The following is a 16,568-nucleotide window of genomic DNA, read 5'->3' as shown; positions in this document are numbered from 1 at the left end:
GCCCGGGCGCTCATAGGCCCCCGGGCTTTTTCAGCCCCATTTGATAGTTTTACGTTATCGAAAGAGAGTCCCTCATGCTCGACGCAAACACCAAAGCCCAATTGAAGAGTTACCTCGAGCGCGCCACGCAGCCGATCGAGATCGTCGCCTCGCTCGACGACAGCAAGGCCTCGGGCGAGATGCTGTCGCTGCTGAAGGACGTTGCCGAATCATCCCCGCTGGTCAGGCTGACCGAAAGCCGCGACGACAACCACCGCAAGCCCTCGTTCTCGGTCAACCGCCCGAGCGAAAACCACGGCCCGCGCTTTGCCGGCCTGCCGATGGGCCATGAATTCACCTCGCTGATCCTCGCCCTGCTGCAGATCGGCGGCTACCCCCCGAAGGTCGAGCAGGCCGTGCTCGACCAGATCAAGGCGCTCGACGGCGACTTCGAGTTCGAGATCTACGTCTCGCTCACCTGCCACAACTGCCCCGACGTGGTCCAGGCCCTGAACCTCATGGCCGTGCAGAACCCGCGCATCCGCACCACGATGATCGAAGGCGGCACCTTCCAGGACGAAGTCAAGGAACGCCAGATCATGGCCGTGCCGACCGTATTCCTCAACGGCACCGAGTTCGGCCAGGGCCGCATGAGCCTGGAGGAAATCCTCGCCAAGATCGACAACAGCGGCGTCGAACGCGAAGCGAAGAAGATCGCCGGCAAAGACCCGTTCGACGTGTTGATCGTCGGCGGTGGCCCCGCCGGCGCGGCAGCGGCCGTGTACGCGGCGCGCAAGGGCATCCGCACCGGCGTGGCATCCGAGCGCTTCGGCGGCCAGGTGCTCGACACCATGGGCATCGAGAACTTCATCTCGATCAAGGAAACCGAGGGACCGAAGTTCGCTCACGCGCTCGAGGAGCATGTGCGCGACTATGACGTCGACATCATGAACCTGCAGCGCGCCAAGGCGCTCGTGCCGGGCGACGGCCTGATCGAAGTGCAGCTCGAGAGCGGCGCCTCGCTCAAGAGCAAGTCGGTCATCATTTCGACCGGCGCGCGCTGGCGCAACATCAACGTGCCCGGCGAGCACGAGTTCAAGAACAAGGGCGTGGCCTACTGCCCGCACTGCGACGGTCCTCTCTTCAAGGGCAAGCGCGTGGCGGTGATCGGCGGCGGCAACTCGGGTGTCGAGGCAGCCATCGACCTCGCCGGCATCGTCGGCCACGTCACGCTGATCGAGTTCGACACGCAGCTGCGCGCCGACGCCGTGCTGCAGCGCAAGCTCAAGAGCCTGAAGAACGTCGACGTGTTCACCAACGCGCAGACCACCGAGATCACCGGCGACCAGAAGGTCAACGGCCTGATCTACAAGGACCGTGCGACGGGCGAGTCGAAGAAGGTCGAGCTCGAAGGCGTGTTCATCCAGATTGGCCTCGTGCCCAACACCGACTGGCTCAAGGGCACGGTCGAGCTGTCGAAGCACGGCGAGATCATCGTCGACGCGCGCGGCCAGACCTCTGTGCCGGGCGTGTTCGCGGCGGGCGACGCGACCACGGTGCCGTTCAAGCAGATCATCATCGCGGCCGGCGATGGCGCGAAGGCTGCGCTGGGTGCGTTCGACCACCTGATCCGCACCTCGGCCCCTGCTTAAGCCGCCATTCCGGCGATGCAAAGCGCAAAAAGCGCCCCGGCGGGCGCTTTTTGCTATCTAAAAGATAGCGATATCAGTAGACGAGCCGCTCCGGCCGCAGCTCCTGCAGGATCGTGGTGGCGATTTCCTCGATCGACTTGGTGGTGGTCGAGAGCCAGCGGATGCCCGCGCGCCGCATCATCGCCTCGGCCTCGGCGACCTCGTGGCGGCAGTTCTCGATGCTGGCGTAGCGCGAATTCGGGCGGCGCTCGTTGCGGATCTCGCTGAGCCGCTCGGGCTGGATGGTCAGGCCGAAGATCTTCTTGCGATGCGGAATCAGGGCCGGCGGGAGCTGGCGGCGGTCGAAATCCTCCGGAATCAGCGGGTAGTTGGCCGCCTTCAGGCCGTGCTGCATCGCCAGGTAGAGCGAGGTCGGCGTCTTGCCGCTGCGGCTCACGCCCACCAGGATCACGTCGGCGCCTTCCAGGTCGCGGTTGCTCTGGCCGTCGTCGTGCTGCAGGCTGAAGTCGATGGCGGCGATGCGGTCGTTGTATTCCTTGCTCTTGCTGACGTCGCTGAAGCGGCCGATGCGGTGGTTCGACTTCACGGCCAGCTCGATTTCTAGAGGACGCACGAAGGTGCCGAACATGTCCAGCAGCATGCCCTTGCAGCCGGTTTCGATCACTTCCAGCACATCCATGTTGGCCAGCGTGGTGAAAACGATGGGCCTTACGCCTTCTATTTCTGCGGTGTGGTTTATCTGCCGCACCGCCTGGTGGGCCTTGTCGACCGTGTCGGTGAAAGGCAGCCGCACGTGGCGCGGCTTCATCTCGAACTGGGCCAGAACGGCGTTGCCGAAGGTCTCGGCGGTGATGCCGGTGCCGTCGGAAATGAAGAAAACGGTGCGTGAAGGAATAGTCATGCGGCCTTGTCCTGCGGCGCGGACCACCTTGCCCCGCCTACAATGAGGGCCATTATCGGGAATCCGCCTTCCCAGCCCAATTCTCTCCATGCACACCGCGCCCGCACCCAAAGCAACGAGAACGATCGTGCCGCGCCGTCTGCATGCGGCACAGGTTTCAACTTCTGGAGCTTTCCCATGTCTGCACTTTTCGACGCGACCGCCCTGGTCGTACCGTTTGAAAACCTGAGAATGACCGACGTCGAGGCGGTTGGCGGCAAGAACGCCAGCCTCGGCGAAATGATCTCGCAGTTGCCCCAGGGCGTGCGGGTGCCCACCGGTTTCGCGACCACGGCGCACGCTTTCCGCCAGTTCCTGGCCCATGACGGCCTGGCCGACAAGATCAGCAAGCGCCTGGCCGCCCTGAACGTCGACGACGTGCGCGCGCTGGCCGCCGCCGGCGCCGAGATCCGCGGCATGGTCGAGGCCCAGCCGTTCCCGGCCGACCTGCAGAAGGCCATCACCGAAGCCTTCGCCACGCTGAGCGCGGGCAACCCGGCCGCCTCGTTCGCCGTGCGCTCGTCCGCCACCGCCGAAGACCTGCCCGACGCCTCCTTCGCGGGCCAGCAGGAAACCTTCCTGAACGTGGTCGGCATCGACGACGTGCTGCACAAGATGAAGGAGGTGTTCGCCTCCCTCTACAACGACCGCGCCATCAGCTACCGCGTGCACAAGGGCTTCGAGCACGACGTGGTCGCGCTGTCGGCCGGCGTGCAGCGCATGGTGCGCTCCGACCTCGGCGCCGCCGGCGTGATGTTCACCATCGATACCGAATCGGGCTTCGAGGACGTGGCCTTCATCACCTCCAGCTACGGCCTGGGCGAGACGGTGGTGCAGGGCGCCGTGAATCCCGACGAGTTCTACGTGCACAAGCCGACCCTGAAGGCCGGCAAGAAGGCCGTGATCCGCCGCAACCTCGGCTCCAAGCTGATCCAGATGGAGTTCGCCACGCCCGAGGAGAAGAAGGCCACCGGCAAGCTGGTCAAGACTACCGACGTGAAGGCCGAGCAGCGCAACCGCTACTCGCTGACCGACACCGAGGTCGAGCAGCTCGCCAAGTACGCGCTGGTGATCGAGGAACACTACGGCCGGCCGATGGACATCGAGTGGGGCAAGGACGGCACCGACGGCCAGCTCTACATCCTGCAGGCGCGTCCCGAGACGGTGAAGAGCCAGCAGCAGGGCAAGGCCGAGCAGCGCTACAAGCTGCTGGGCAAGGGCGCGGTGCTGGCCGAAGGCCGTGCCATCGGCCAGAAGATCGGTACCGGCCCGGTTCGGCTGGTGCACAGCATCAGCGAGATGGACCAGGTCCAGGCTGGCGACGTGCTCGTCACCGACATGACCGACCCCAACTGGGAACCGGTGATGAAGCGCGCTTCGGCCATCGTCACCAACCGCGGCGGGCGCACCTGCCACGCGGCCATCATCGCGCGCGAGCTGGGTATTCCGGCCGTCGTCGGCTGCGGCGACGCCACCGACCTGCTGAAGGACGGCACGCTGGTCACGGTGAGCTGCGCCGAGGGCGACACCGGCTTCATCTACGACGGCCTGCTCGAAACCGAGGTGACCGAGGTGCAGCGCGGCGTGATGCCCGAGATCGACATCCAGCTCATGATGAACGTGGGCAACCCCCAGCTCGCCTTCGACTTCGCGCAGCTGCCGAACCACGGCGTGGGCCTCGCGCGCCTGGAGTTCATCATCAACAACAACATCGGCGTGCACCCGAAGGCGATCCTCGACTACCCGAACGTCGACAACGACCTGAAGAAGGCTGTCGAGTCGGTGGCCCGTGGCCACGCCTCGCCGCGCGCCTTCTACGTCGACAAGGTTGCAGAGGGCATCGCGACCATCGCCGCGGCCTTCTGGCCGAAGAAGGTGATCGTGCGCCTGTCGGACTTCAAGTCGAACGAGTACCGCAAGCTGATCGGCGGCAGCCGCTACGAGCCCGAGGAAGAGAACCCGATGCTGGGCTTCCGCGGCGCCGCGCGCTACCTGAGCGCCGACTTCGGCGAGGCCTTCGCCATGGAATGCGAGGCGCTCAAGCGCGTGCGCAACGACATGGGCCTGACCAACGTGCAGATCATGGTGCCCTTCGTGCGCACCCTTGGCCAGGCCGAGCGCGTGACCGGCCTGCTGGCCGAGCATGGCTTGAAGCGCGGCGACAACGAGCTCAAGCTGATCATGATGTGCGAGGTGCCGAGCAACGCCGTGCTGGCCGACGAGTTCCTGGCGTACTTCGACGGCTTCTCGATCGGCTCGAACGACCTGACCCAACTCACCCTGGGCCTGGACCGCGACTCGGGCCTGGAACTACTGGCCGCCGACTTCGACGAGCGCGACCCGGCCGTCAAGGCCATGCTGAGCCGCGCCATCAAGGCCTGCAAGTCGCAGGGCAAGTACGTCGGCATCTGCGGCCAGGGCCCCAGCGACCACCCCGACTTCGCGTTGTGGCTGGCGGAGCAGGGCATCGAATCGATCTCGCTGAATCCCGACAGCGTGATCGACACCTGGCAGCAGCTCGCCAAGCGCTGAGCCGGCGAAGCCGGAGCTCTGGATTGCGGAAATCCCCATGGGGGGATTCCCGCGACCCGGGCCGGTGATTGAAACAAATTGCGTATTTGATGCCAGACTGGCGGGACTCACGGGCGTATCCCGGAAGGGAAGAACACCATGATCCTCGTCAAGACAGAAGCAGGCCACCAGGCCCTGAAAGACCGCTCCATCCCGCTGTCGCCACGGCAGCGCTCGGCGTTCATCCTGTTCGACGGCAAAAGATCGGTCGATGACGTGCTGGCCGCGGGCATGGGCATCGTGCGCGAAGACATCGACCAGATGGTCGGCCTGGGCGTGCTGGAGCCTGTGGCGGGCAGCGCGACGGCTCCCGCAGAGGCGGCGGCCGCTGCAGCGGCGCCCGCCCAGGGCTCCTCCGGGCGCAGCAGGCAGCAGCGCTACAAGGACGCCTACCCGATCGCGACCCAGCTGACCGGCAGCCTCGGCCTGAAGGGCTTCCGGCTCAACCTGCAGGTCGAGGGCACGACCAGCTACGAAGACCTGCTGGCGCTGGCCCCGAAGATCCGCGCCGCCGTCGGGCCCGAGAAGGCCGCGGCGCTCGACAAGGCGCTCAACGACTGAGAGTCTTGCCGGATCGCTTCCGACAGGGCTATAATCGCCGGCTTTGCCTTGCCACACTGCGCCCGACGCTGCAGGTGGCTTTTCCTCTTCCTCGGAAGAATCCACAAGGAGTGCCATGCGTCACTACGAAATCATTTTGCTGATCCACCCGGATCAGAGCGAACAAGTTCCGGCCATGCTGGAGCGCTACAAGGGTCTGATCACGGCCGGCGGCGGCAAGGTCCACCGCGTCGAAGACTGGGGCCGCCGTCAGCTGGCCTACCAGATCAACAAGCTCAACAAGGCCCACTACCTGTGCGTCAACATCGAAGCTGAGCAGACCGTGATGGGCGAACTCGAACACGCGTTCAAGTTCAACGACGCCGTGCTGCGTCACCTGACCGTCCAGAAGAAGAAGGCCGAAACCGGTCCTTCGTCGATGATGAAGACGGTCGAGCGCGAAGAGGCCCGCAAGGCCCAGCAGGCCGAGTACGCCGCCAACAACAACTGATGGCGTGACTGCCGCCGCTGCGGCAACCGGGGTCAACCAGCTGCTGCTGACCGCCTCCGTTGCCGAACTCGGAAACCTGCGATTCACGCCAGCCGGCTTGCCCGCCCTAGACCTGAAGCTCGAGCACGAGTCGACGCTCCAGGAGGCAGGAAAGCCCAGGCAGGTGAAGACGGCCCTCAAGGCCGTTGCCTTCGGCGCCATCGCCGAACGGCTCGCAAGACAGTCGATGGGAAGTCTCTGGCGTTTTCAGGGCTTCCTCGCGACACCGGGCAACGGCAAGCATCCGGTCCTGCACATCCAGGATTTTCAGCAAGATTAATTTTCGACAAGAGGTCCCGAAATGGCCACGTTCAAGAAATTCAACAAAGACAAGCGCCCGAAGCGCAACACCCAGTCGCTGCTGTTCAAGCGCAAGCGCTTCTGCCGCTTCACCGTCGCTGGCGTCGAGGAAATCGACTACAAGGACATCGACACGCTGCGTGACTTCATCAGCGAAAACGGCAAGATCATCCCCGCGCGCCTGACCGGCACGCGCGCGATCTACCAGCGCCAGCTGAATACCGCCATCAAGCGCGCACGCTTCCTGGCCATGGTGCCGTACAGCGACCAGCACCGCGTCTAAGGAGTCGACACCATGCAAATCATTCTTCTGGACAAGGTTGTCAACGTCGGTGCCCTGGGCGACATCGTCAAGGTCAAGGACGGCTACGCACGCAACTTCCTGATTCCGTCGGGCCGCGCCCGCCGCGCCACCGCTGCCAACAAGGCCGAATTCGAAGCCAAGCGCGCCGAACTCGAAAAGGCTGCGGCCGCCAAGCTGGCCGAATCGCAAGCTCAAGGCGAAAAGCTCGGTGGCACGACCATCAAGCTGACGCAAAAGGCTGGCGTGGACGGCCGTCTGTTCGGCTCGGTCACCAACGGCGACATCGCCGAAGAGCTGGGCAAGCAGGGCTACAAGGTTGCAAAGTCGCAAGTGCGCCTGCCCAACGGTCCGATCAAGATCGTCGGCGACAGCACCGTGAGCGTGGCTCTGCACACCGACGTGGTGGTCGACATCACCGTGACGGTCTACGGCGAAACCGCCTGATCGTCCACAGCGCCTCGTGCGCTGCGCAAAAGCCGCCTTCGGGCGGCTTTTGTTTTTGTTCTTCAAGGCTTGTTCAGTGACTGTCCACAGGGTTTTGCACAGCACGTACACAGCGTTATGCATGGCGTCGCGGCCGCAGCGCGCGTAGCATGCTTTGTTAACTTTCAAGGCCCCATGTCCGCCGTTTTCTCCTATGCCGACAATGATCCGTCGGCCGACCGCCAAGTCGCCCAACTGCGCATTCCGCCTCACTCCATCGAGGCCGAATCGAGCGTGCTCGGCGGCCTGCTGCTCGACAACGGCGCCTGGGACCGCATGGGCGACCTGCTGGTCGACGGCGACTTCTACCGCCACGAACACAAGCTGATCTACGCGGCCATCGGCGGGCTGATCAACGCCAGCAAGCCGGCGGACGTGATCACGGTCTACGAGCAGTTGCAGAACCTCGGCAAGGCCGACGAGATCGGCGGGCTGGTGTACCTGAACTCGCTCGCGCAGTACGTGCCCAGCGCGAGCAACATCCGCCGCTACGCCGAGATCGTTCGCGAGCGCTCCATCCTGCGCAAGCTGGTTTCCGCCAGCGACGAGATCGCGACCAACGCCTTCAATCCGCAGGGCAAGGCGGTCGACAAGATCCTCGACGAGGCCGAACAGAAGATCTTCAACATCGGCGAAGAAGGCACGCGGATGAAGCAGGGCTTCCAGAGCATGGATGCCCTGGTGGTCGACCTGCTCGACCGCGTGACCGAGATGGCCGAGAACCCGAACGACATCACGGGCGTTCGCACCGGCTTCAACGACTTCGACAAGATGACTTCCGGCCTGCAGCCGGGCGACATGATCGTGCTGGCCGCGCGTCCCTCGATGGGCAAGACCTCGCTCGCGATCAACATCGCCGAGCACGTGGCGCTCGACGAAGGCCTGCCGGTGGCCGTGTTCTCCATGGAAATGGGCGCCGCCCAGCTGGCGGTGCGTATCGTGGGCTCCATCGGCCGCATCGACCAGGGCCACCTTCGCACCGGCAAGCTCACCGACGAGGAGTGGCCGCGTCTGACCGAGGCCATCGAGAAGCTGCGCACCGTGTCGCTGCACATCGACGAGACCCCGGGCCTTTCCACAAGTGAGCTGCGGGCCAATGCGCGCCGCCTTGCGCGCCAGTACGGGCGGCTCGGCCTGATCGTGGTCGACTACCTGCAGCTGATGTCCACCAGCAGTTCAGGCGACGAGAACCGGGCCACGGCCGTGGGCGAAATCTCGCGCGGCCTGAAGATGCTCGCCAAGGAGCTGAAGTGCCCGGTGATCGCACTGTCGCAGCTCAGCCGCGGCGTGGAAAGCCGTACCGACAAGCGTCCCATGATGAGCGACCTGCGCGAATCCGGCGCCATCGAGCAGGACGCGGACATCATCATGTTCATCTACCGCGACGACTACTACAACAAGGAGTCGAAGGAGCCGGGCGTTGCCGAGGTGATCATCAGCAAGCACCGTAACGGCCCCACCGGCACCGTCAAGCTGGCCTTCCTGAAGCCGCTGACCAAGTTCGAGAACCTGGTCGGCTACAGCAACAACGACGAGTACTGACCCGGCGGCGCCGAAGTCAGCTGGTCGCGCTACCGCTGCCGCTTTTGCTGCTGGACCACGACGGCTGGCCGTCCGGCTTCTGCGGCACCACCTTGCCATGCGCCGTCTCGGCATTGACTTGCCGCAGAAGGTCGGCCAGCGTCTTGCCCGGCTCGTCTCGAAAGCGGTCGGGCAGCACGTCGATCGCGTCCATGCGATCCAGCCGGAAGCCCCGGAAATCGTCGCGCAGCTCGCACCAGGTCGACAGCGTCCAGACCTTGCCCCAATAGAAGCAGCCCAGCGGACGCACCGTGCGCTCGCTGGCGTCGCCCGAGACGTCGCGGTAGTGCAGCCGCAGCTTGTTGTGCGACTGGGTCGCCTCGCGCAGCGTCTGCAGCCGCGCGCGGAGGGTGTCGTCCAGGCCCAGTCCGGGCGCGTAGAGCGCCAGCGCCTCGGCCGAGACGCGCGCCGCGGGCGGCAGCACCGACAGGATCTTGCCCAGTCCGGTCTCGATGTCGCGCGCCAGCGCCGGATCGACCCAGCTCTGCGCGAGCCGCGCCGCGGCCACCAGCGCCGCGGCCTCGTCCTGCGTGAACATCAGCGGCGGCAACTCGAAGCCCGCGCCCAGCCGGTAGCCCACGCCAGCCTCGCCCTCGATGGGCACACCCTGGTGCTGCAAGTCTGCGATGTCGCGGTACACCGTGCGCTCCGACACCTCGAGGCGCTGCGCCAGGAACGCGGCCGTGGTCAGCCGGCGCCCGCGGATGAGCTGCACGAGCTGGAAGAGGCGGTCGGCGCGGCGCATCAGCAGGCCCTGGCGAGCGGGCGAGGGTGGCGTGCGGGCGGGTCGCGCCGGCTCTTGGGGGTGATGCTCATGAAACTCCGATGTGGATCGCCACCTTGTCCGGCCCTTCGTAGGCCTCGAAGTCGCTGCGATAGCGGCGTGCGATTTCCGGGTGCGCCTCGAAATACTGCCAGATGCGCTCCCACGTGGCGATCACCATCTGCGGCATCTGCCCTTCGCCGTTGAAGACCAGGTAGTCACCGGCTTCCACGGCGAGGCTGTTCTCGCCGCCCGAGACCGCGACGCCCGCCGTGACGTCGAACGCGCCATCCTTGTCCGATTCGTAGGCCGAATAGAGGCTGAAGATGCGCATGTCGGCGGTGCGCTGTGGCGTCGATGCATAGGTTTCCTCGCCGAAGAATCGGCCCCACAACTGGCCGAGGCGGGCGGTTGCAGGGTCGCGTTCCTCGCGGTTGGTGGTGCGGATGGTGAGGCCCGAGACGCGGAATGCATCCTGGCGTTGGCGGACTGGTTCCATGTGCTTTCTCTCCTCAAAGCGATAGTGTTTTCAGGTCGGCCTTCATGGCCTGTGCGATCAGCTTCATGTCGGCGTCGCTGATGTCGAACATGCCGAAGCGGAACTTGTAGCCCCACTGCCTGGGGTTCTCGATGAAGGCCAGCCGTTCGATCAGCGGGGCGATCGGCGCCTCGTGCCCGGCGGCGTAGACCACGTCGCGCCGCCAAGGCACGAAGCCGTTGCCCATGTCGAATTCGTAGGGTTCGCCCGGCTGCACGATGCCGATCGACACGAAGCTCTGCAGCCTGTCCGTGCCGCCGAACATGGTGGCCGGCGAATAGTAGGCGACGCGGTCGCCCGCCGAAAGCCGCTTGAGCGGCGCGTGCTTGCCGTGGCCGACCTGCATGAAGCCCAGCGGCCGGTGGTCGCGCCCGCGCCGCGCATGCTCGGCGCTGGCCACTGCGATCCAGTTGCGCTGCGTCATGGCGAATCACTCCAGCGAGTGCAGGCCGACTTCGTTGCCTTCGGTGTCGCGCAGGTGGGCGATGAAGCCAAGGCCGGGCGGCAGCGCCGCTTTGGGCGACACGATCTGCCCACCGGCGGCTTCGATCCGCGCCAGCGCGGCATCGATGCTTGGATTGCAGTCGAGGTAGATGCGGATGCCCGTGCCGGCGCGTGCGCTGGCATTGGCGCCTGCCTGCAGGGCGCCTCCGGTGGCGGGCTTGTCGTGCGGGAAGATGGCCAGCGTCTCGCCGCCGAAGTCTTCGCGGCGCAGCTTGCGGGCGAGCACGGTTTCGTAGAAGGCCTGTGCGCGATTGATGTCGGCGACAGGGATTTCGAACCAGGTGATGGCGTTCTGCATTCGGGACTCTCTTTCTTTCGTTGCGTTGGAAGGAGCCCGGATGGTGCTGGCGCCCTACTGACAGCGTCTTGTCAGTAGCCTGTCACCACGGATGAAAAAAGCCCGCGCTGCTCGGGGAGCATGCACGGGCTTGTCCGGGGCGCTGCCCCGGAGGGTCAGAGCACGTCGCTGGCGAAATCGGCCAGGCGCGAGCGTTCGCCGCGCGCCAGTGTGATGTGCCCGCCGTGCGGCCAGCCCTTGAACTTGTCGACCGCGAAGGTCAGGCCCGAGGAGCCTTCAGTGAGGTACGGCGTGTCGATCTGCGCCAGGTTGCCCATGCAGATGATCTTCGTGCCGGGGCCGGCGCGGGTGATCAGCGTCTTCATCTGCTTGGGCGTGAGGTTCTGTGCCTCGTCGATGATCACGTACTTGTTGAGGAAGGTGCGCCCGCGCATGAAGTTCATGCTCTTGACCTTGATGCGGCTGCGGATCAGCTCGTTGGTGGCCGCGCGGCCCCACTCGCCGGCGCCGCCGCCGTCACCCTTGGCCAGGAACTCGAGGTTGTCGTCGAGCGCGCCCATCCAGGGCCCCATCTTCTCCTCTTCGGTGCCGGGCAGGAAGCCGATGTCCTCGCCCACGCTCACGGTGGCGCGGGTCATGATGATCTCGGTGTAGCGGCGGTCGTCCAGCACCTGCGTGAGGCCGGAGGCCAGCGCCATCAGGGTCTTGCCGGTGCCGGCGGTGCCGGTCAGCGTGACGAAGTCGATCTCCGGGTCCATCAGCAGGTTCATCGCGAAGTTCTGCTCGCGGTTGCGCGTGTTCACGCCCCACACGGCGTTCTTGCCGGAGCTGTAGTCCTTCAGCGTCTTGAGCACCGCGGTCTTGTCGCGGATCTCGGTGACGCGGGCGTACATGCTCGGTTCGCCCGGAGCCTCGAAGTACACGAACTGGTTGATGTACAGGTTGGGCACCAGCGGGCCGCTGATCCGGTAGAAGGTGCTGCTGCCGCTTTGCCAGCTCTCGACGGTCTTGCTCTGGCGAGTCCAGAAGTCGGCAGGCAGGGCGAGCGAGCCGGCGTAGAGCAGGTCGCCGTCTTCCAGCGTCTTGTCGTTCTGGTAATCGTCGGCGGCCAGGCCCAGCGCGCGCGCCTTGACGCGCATGTTGATGTCCTTCGACACCAGCACGACTTCCCGCTTGGGCTGGCCCGGACGGTCCTTGGCGTACTCGTCGCGCAGCGCGTGCACCACGCCGAGGATCTGGTTGTCGGCCTTGCCCTGGGGCAGGCTCATCGGCAGCGAATAGTCGAGCGGGGCGGTCTGGAAGAACAGGCGGCCGCCGGCTTCGCGGTGGCCGGTGGTGTCGAGCTTCAGGCCCTTGTCGATGTCGGCGTCCTGGGCGGCGGCCAGGGCGTCGAGCGTGCGGCTGGTCTGGCGGCCGTTGCGGGCGACTTCGGTCGTGCCCTTCTTGTGGCCGTCGAGTTCCTCCAGCACGATCATCGGCAGGAAGATGTCGTGCTCTTCGAAGCGGAAGAGGCACATCGGATCGTGCAGCAGCACGTTGGTGTCGAGCACGAACAGCTTGGCCGGGCCGGTGGATTTGCTGCGCTTGGCGCGCGCAGGGGCCTGCGGCGCCGCTGCCACTGCAGGAGCCGCAGCAGGTTCGGCGGCCGGGGCCTTGGTCTCGACCTGGATGAGTGCCTGGGGCGCCGGCGCGCTCACGGGGGCGGGCGTTGCTTTCGACCTGGTCCGGCGGGCAGGGCGCACGGCGGTGGCACCGCCGGCGCTCTCGGCGCCGACGCTGTCGAACAGTTCCAGCGGCTGCGGGCTGCGCGCCGCGGCTTCGTCGGCACGCGAATCACCGGAACGGCGCGAGCCCCGGTGCGAGGACCGGGCGGGCGCATCGAGTGCGTCCGGGGAGAGCAATGCAGCGCGTTTCGTGGGGGCGGGGGGCAGTGGCATGTGTCAGATCGCTCGCAGGAAGTGGGAACCAGAAAACGAAAAAGCCGCCTGAAGACCAAGGCGGCTTTGTTCGGAGGATGCGGTCGTGGAGCTCAACGGCATGAGGCCATTATGCACACCGCGGATGACGCGCCGGGAGCTCTTTACGCACCGCGTGGGGCATTTCCCACGCCAGAGCGGAAAAGCGCGCCGCCGGCTCGCCGGAAGGCTCTCAGGCAGCCTTCTTGAGGGCCTTGACGGCCTTGAGCACGTCGTCGACATGGCCGGGGACCTTGAGCCCGCGCCATTCGGCCTTCAGGATGCCGTCGGCGCCGATCAGGAAGGTGCTGCGCTCGATGCCCTTGACCTTCTTGCCGTACATGATCTTGTTCTTGACCACGCCGAACATGTGGCACATCTTTTCCTCGGTGTCGGCGATGAGCTCGAAGGGCAGCTCGAGCTTGGCCTTGAATTCGTCGTGCGACTTCATGTTGTCGCGGGACACGCCGAAGACCGTGGCGCCGGCTTTCTCGAAATCCTTGTAACGGTCGCGGAACTGCATCGCTTCGGTGGTGCAGCCCGGAGTGTTATCTTTCGGGTAAAAATACATGACCAGCACGTGGCCGAGATGCGAGGTATTCGAGACCTTGATGCCGCCCGTGGCGTTGGCGTCGAATTCAGGAATGGGTTTGTTGACAACGATCGCCATGAAACTTGTTTTCTCCGTTAGATTCCGCTCCTGAGCCCTCTCGCCCCGTTTCGCACCGGGCTTGCTCAAAGAGTGGAGGATTGGTCGTTGCTAACTTTGGGGTAGCCGGCCTGTTCGCAACCCGGTATTTTACCCCGAAAACACCCATCAGCCACCCACGGGGCTCTCCACGAGGAGGGCGGCGATCACGTGCCGGCCTTCGCCGGCCAGGATGTTGTAGGTCCGGCAGGCTGCCGCGGTGTCCATGGTCTCCACGCCGGTGCGCTGGGCCATCAGCGGCTTGAGCCAGACTGGCTGGGGGAAGCGGATCCGGTTTCCGCTGCCGAAGATGATCAATTCGGCGCCCAGCGATGCCAATTGCGCGAAATGTTCGGGGCCGATCTGGTCGAAGCTCGAACAATTCCATTCGAAGCGCTCGCCGCGCGAGCCGACCACCACGCTGCCCTCGACCTTTTCGTTGTTGATCGCCACCCAGCCGGGACCGTGTGCGGTGAGAGACTGAGCGTCGGATTTGTCGGGCTGTAGCTTCATCTGGGCACTGGGAACTGTGGTCAAATTATAGGTTTTCCCTAGTGCCACGGGGCTCGCAAGGGCCTTTGATTCCGCGTAAGCAAACTCTAACCCGCGCCCGGGAGGGCCCTTTGAAGCAGCTCAAGAAATCGGCCAAGCTGGCCAACGTCCTCTACGACATCCGCGGCCCGATCATGGACGCCGCCAAGCAGATGGAAGAAGACGGCCAGAAGATCATCAAGCTCAACATCGGCAACCTGGCCGTGTTTGGTTTCGATGCTCCCGAGGAAATCCAGCAGGACATGATCCGCAACCTGCCCACCTCGGCGGGCTATTCGGACAGCAAGGGCGTCTTCGCGGCACGCAAGGCGGTGATGCACGAGACGCAGAAGCAGGGCGTTGCCGGCGTCACCCTCGACGACATCTACCTCGGCAACGGCGCCAGCGAGCTGATCGCCATGTCCACCAACGCGCTGCTCAACGACGGCGACGAGCTGCTGCTTCCGGCCCCCGACTACCCGCTGTGGACCGCCTCCACCAGCCTCTCCGGCGGCACCCCGGTGCATTACCTGTGCGACGAGGCCAACGGCTGGATGCCGAATCTCGACGACATCCGCGCCAAGATCACGCCGCGCACCAAGGGCATCGTGGTCATCAACCCGAACAACCCGACCGGCGCGCTGTACTCCGACGACCTGCTCAGGAGCATCGTGGCCATCGCGCGCGAGCACGGCCTCGTGATCTTCGCCGACGAGGTCTACGACAAGGTGCTGTACGACGGCGTGAAGCACACCGCCATCGCCAGCCTGTCGACCGACGTGCTCACGCTCACCTTCAATTCGCTGTCCAAGAGCTACCGATCGTGCGGCTACCGTGCCGGCTGGCTGGTGGTGTCGGGCGACAAGCGCAGCGCGCAGGACTACATAGAGGGCCTGAACATGCTCTCGAACATGCGCCTGTGCGCCAACGTGCCGGGCCAGTGGGCCATCCAGACGGCGCTCGGCGGCTACCAGAGCATCAACGACCTCGTGTGCGAGGGCGGCCGCCTGCGCCGCCAGCGCGACCTGGCCTACGAGCTGATCACCGCCATTCCGGGGGTGAGCTGTGTCAAGCCAAGCGCTGCGCTCTACATGTTCCCCAAGCTCGATCCGGAGGTCTATCCCATCGAGGACGACCGCCAGTTCTTCCTCGAGCTGCTGAAGGAAACCCGCGTGATGCTGGTGCAGGGCACCGGCTTCAACTGGGCGACGCCCGACCACTTCCGCATCGTGTTCCTGCCCCATGAGGACGACCTGCGCGAGGCCATCAACCGCATCGCGAAGTTCCTGGAGCAGTACCGTTTGCGCCGCAAGTCGCGCCAATGAACCTCGTCCGCATCGCTGCCGCCGCGGCCCTGTCGTTCGCCGCGCTTTCCGCTGGAGCCGCTGGTGCGGCCGGCAAGGAGGGCGTCTCGTTCTCGCACAACGACTGGGAACTGGCCTGCGACAACACGCGCACCTGCCGTGCCGCCGGCTACCAGGCTGAAAGCGCGGACATCACGGAGCCGGTGTCGATGCTCATCACGCGCAAGGCGGGCCCGGACACATCCGTCGAGATCGAACTGCAGACCGGCGGCGAGAAGCCTGCCAAGGGTCCGGTGCGCTTCAAGGTCGGCAAGGCCACCTTGTCCGGTCTCAAGGACAGCGCCGCCAGCCTCGACCAGGACCAGGTCCGCGCTGTGCTCCCCGAACTGCTCAGGAACGACGACGCCACGCTCACGGACCGCGGCGGGCAGAAGTGGGTTCTTTCACTCTCCGGCCTCAATGCCGTGCTGCTGAAGATGGACGAGGTCCAGGGCCGCATCGGCACTCCGGGCGCGTTGGTGCGCCGCGGGAGCAAGCCCGAATCCTCGGTGCTGCCGCCCGTGCCGGCGCCGGTCGTGAAGGCTGTCGTGCCGCCGAAGGCCCGGCCCGGCGACGACGCGCTGGCCGCGCGCATCTTCCCCTCGCTGAAGCAGTCCGACGCCAAGGACGATTGCAACAATCACGAAGACTTCAACGCCAAGTCGCTGAACGTCACGCGCCTGACCGATCGCAAGGTGCTGCTGTCCTTCGGCTGCGGCATGGGCGCCTACAACTACTCCAGCCTGCTCTGGATCGCCAACGACAAGCCGCCCTATGCGCCTGTCGCCATCGAAGCCAACGGCGATTTCGACGAGAAGGACGGCAGCGTCACTTCCTCCATGAAGGGCCGCGGCATCGGCGACTGCTGGTCCAGCGAGACCTGGAGCTTCGACGGCAAGGGCTTCGTGCGCACCGCAGCCGCGGGCGACGGCATGTGCCGCGGCTTCGCGGGCGGTGCCTGGAGCCTGCCGCGCTACGTCACCCGCGTGGAACTCTCCGAGCCGTCCGCCACCCCATCCAAACCCTGAACGCCATGAGTGCGACTCTC

The 16,568-nt window shown here is 65.4% G+C and carries 18 protein-coding genes; 10 read left to right on the top strand and 8 right to left on the bottom strand.

Annotated features, from left to right (window positions below):
• The first annotated feature begins 74 nt into the window (after nt 1-74).
• Entirely contained in the window at nt 75-1,631 is a 1,557-nt protein-coding gene (ahpF, locus tag EJP67_RS32775; protein WP_126025885.1) for an alkyl hydroperoxide reductase subunit F, read from the top strand.
• 73 nt (nt 1,632-1,704) lie between these two features.
• Here ahpF and ppsR read toward each other — a convergent pair whose 3' ends face one another.
• Nucleotides 1,705-2,526: a posphoenolpyruvate synthetase regulatory kinase/phosphorylase PpsR gene (ppsR, locus tag EJP67_RS32770; protein ID WP_126025902.1), complete on the bottom strand. Its 822-nt coding sequence runs from the start codon at nt 2,524-2,526 to the stop codon at nt 1,705-1,707.
• A gap of 183 nt (nt 2,527-2,709) precedes the next feature.
• Here ppsR and ppsA point away from each other — a divergent pair, with 183 nt between their 5' ends.
• From ppsA to dnaB, 7 genes are all read left to right on the top strand, one after another.
• Entirely contained in the window at nt 2,710-5,103 is a 2,394-nt protein-coding gene (ppsA, locus tag EJP67_RS32765) for a phosphoenolpyruvate synthase (RefSeq protein WP_126025884.1), read from the top strand.
• Nucleotides 5,104-5,241: 138 nt separating this feature from the next.
• Entirely contained in the window at nt 5,242-5,703 is a 462-nt protein-coding gene (locus EJP67_RS32760; RefSeq protein ID WP_126025883.1) for a hypothetical protein, read from the top strand.
• A gap of 115 nt (nt 5,704-5,818) precedes the next feature.
• Nucleotides 5,819-6,193 (top strand): 30S ribosomal protein S6, encoded by a 375-nt coding sequence (gene rpsF / locus EJP67_RS32755; RefSeq protein ID WP_019655917.1) that lies wholly within the window; start codon nt 5,819-5,821, stop codon nt 6,191-6,193.
• 4 nt (nt 6,194-6,197) lie between these two features.
• Entirely contained in the window at nt 6,198-6,512 is a 315-nt protein-coding gene (priB, locus tag EJP67_RS32750) for a primosomal replication protein N (RefSeq protein WP_126025882.1), read from the top strand.
• Between the two features lie 21 nt (nt 6,513-6,533).
• A complete protein-coding gene (gene rpsR / locus EJP67_RS32745; protein ID WP_007830781.1) occupies nt 6,534-6,815 on the top strand; it encodes a 30S ribosomal protein S18 in 282 nt (93 codons plus the stop codon).
• A 12-nt stretch (nt 6,816-6,827) separates the two neighbouring features.
• Nucleotides 6,828-7,280 carry a 50S ribosomal protein L9 gene (gene rplI / locus EJP67_RS32740; protein WP_126025881.1) on the top strand — a complete coding sequence of 151 codons (453 nt, stop codon included), beginning with the start codon at nt 6,828-6,830 and terminating at the stop codon, nt 7,278-7,280.
• 174 nt (nt 7,281-7,454) lie between these two features.
• Nucleotides 7,455-8,861, top strand: a complete 1,407-nt coding sequence (gene dnaB / locus EJP67_RS32735) for a replicative DNA helicase (protein WP_093203332.1) — start codon at nt 7,455-7,457, stop codon at nt 8,859-8,861.
• A gap of 16 nt (nt 8,862-8,877) precedes the next feature.
• On the opposite strand, the gene EJP67_RS32730 is transcribed toward dnaB, so the two are convergent.
• The 7 genes from EJP67_RS32730 to EJP67_RS32700 all read right to left on the bottom strand — a co-directional run bounded on the left by EJP67_RS32730 (nt 8,878) and on the right by EJP67_RS32700 (nt 14,159).
• A complete protein-coding gene (locus EJP67_RS32730) occupies nt 8,878-9,645 on the bottom strand; it encodes a helix-turn-helix transcriptional regulator (protein ID WP_126025880.1) in 768 nt (255 codons plus the stop codon).
• A 67-nt stretch (nt 9,646-9,712) separates the two neighbouring features.
• Nucleotides 9,713-10,162 (bottom strand): GyrI-like domain-containing protein, encoded by a 450-nt coding sequence (locus EJP67_RS32725; RefSeq protein WP_126025879.1) that lies wholly within the window; start codon nt 10,160-10,162, stop codon nt 9,713-9,715.
• 13 nt (nt 10,163-10,175) lie between these two features.
• Nucleotides 10,176-10,625 carry an EVE domain-containing protein gene (locus EJP67_RS32720; RefSeq protein WP_126025878.1) on the bottom strand — a complete coding sequence of 150 codons (450 nt, stop codon included), beginning with the start codon at nt 10,623-10,625 and terminating at the stop codon, nt 10,176-10,178.
• A 6-nt stretch (nt 10,626-10,631) separates the two neighbouring features.
• Nucleotides 10,632-11,003: a VOC family protein gene (locus tag EJP67_RS32715; RefSeq protein ID WP_126025877.1), complete on the bottom strand. Its 372-nt coding sequence runs from the start codon at nt 11,001-11,003 to the stop codon at nt 10,632-10,634.
• A gap of 155 nt (nt 11,004-11,158) precedes the next feature.
• Nucleotides 11,159-12,940, bottom strand: coding sequence for a PhoH family protein (locus tag EJP67_RS32710; RefSeq protein WP_126025876.1), 1,782 nt, complete (start codon nt 12,938-12,940; stop codon nt 11,159-11,161).
• 211 nt (nt 12,941-13,151) lie between these two features.
• Nucleotides 13,152-13,628, bottom strand: coding sequence for a peroxiredoxin (locus EJP67_RS32705; protein ID WP_019655927.1), 477 nt, complete (start codon nt 13,626-13,628; stop codon nt 13,152-13,154).
• A 147-nt stretch (nt 13,629-13,775) separates the two neighbouring features.
• Nucleotides 13,776-14,159: an Mth938-like domain-containing protein gene (locus EJP67_RS32700; RefSeq protein WP_126025875.1), complete on the bottom strand. Its 384-nt coding sequence runs from the start codon at nt 14,157-14,159 to the stop codon at nt 13,776-13,778.
• A 110-nt stretch (nt 14,160-14,269) separates the two neighbouring features.
• Between EJP67_RS32700 and EJP67_RS32695 the strand changes: the two genes are divergently transcribed.
• Nucleotides 14,270-15,502, top strand: coding sequence for a pyridoxal phosphate-dependent aminotransferase (locus tag EJP67_RS32695; RefSeq protein WP_126025874.1), 1,233 nt, complete (start codon nt 14,270-14,272; stop codon nt 15,500-15,502).
• Nucleotides 15,499-16,548 (top strand): DUF1176 domain-containing protein, encoded by a 1,050-nt coding sequence (locus EJP67_RS32690; RefSeq protein WP_126025873.1) that lies wholly within the window; start codon nt 15,499-15,501, stop codon nt 16,546-16,548. Before EJP67_RS32695 ends, EJP67_RS32690 begins: the two co-directional genes overlap by 4 nt.
• Nucleotides 16,549-16,568: the final 20 nt, after the last annotated feature.

Origin of the sequence: Variovorax guangxiensis, from assembly GCF_003952165.1 — a bacterium.
GTDB lineage: Bacteria > Pseudomonadota > Gammaproteobacteria > Burkholderiales > Burkholderiaceae_C > Variovorax > Variovorax guangxiensis.
The sequence above is the reverse complement of the archived record's forward strand: the minus strand, read 5'-3'. Positions and strand labels throughout refer to the sequence as shown.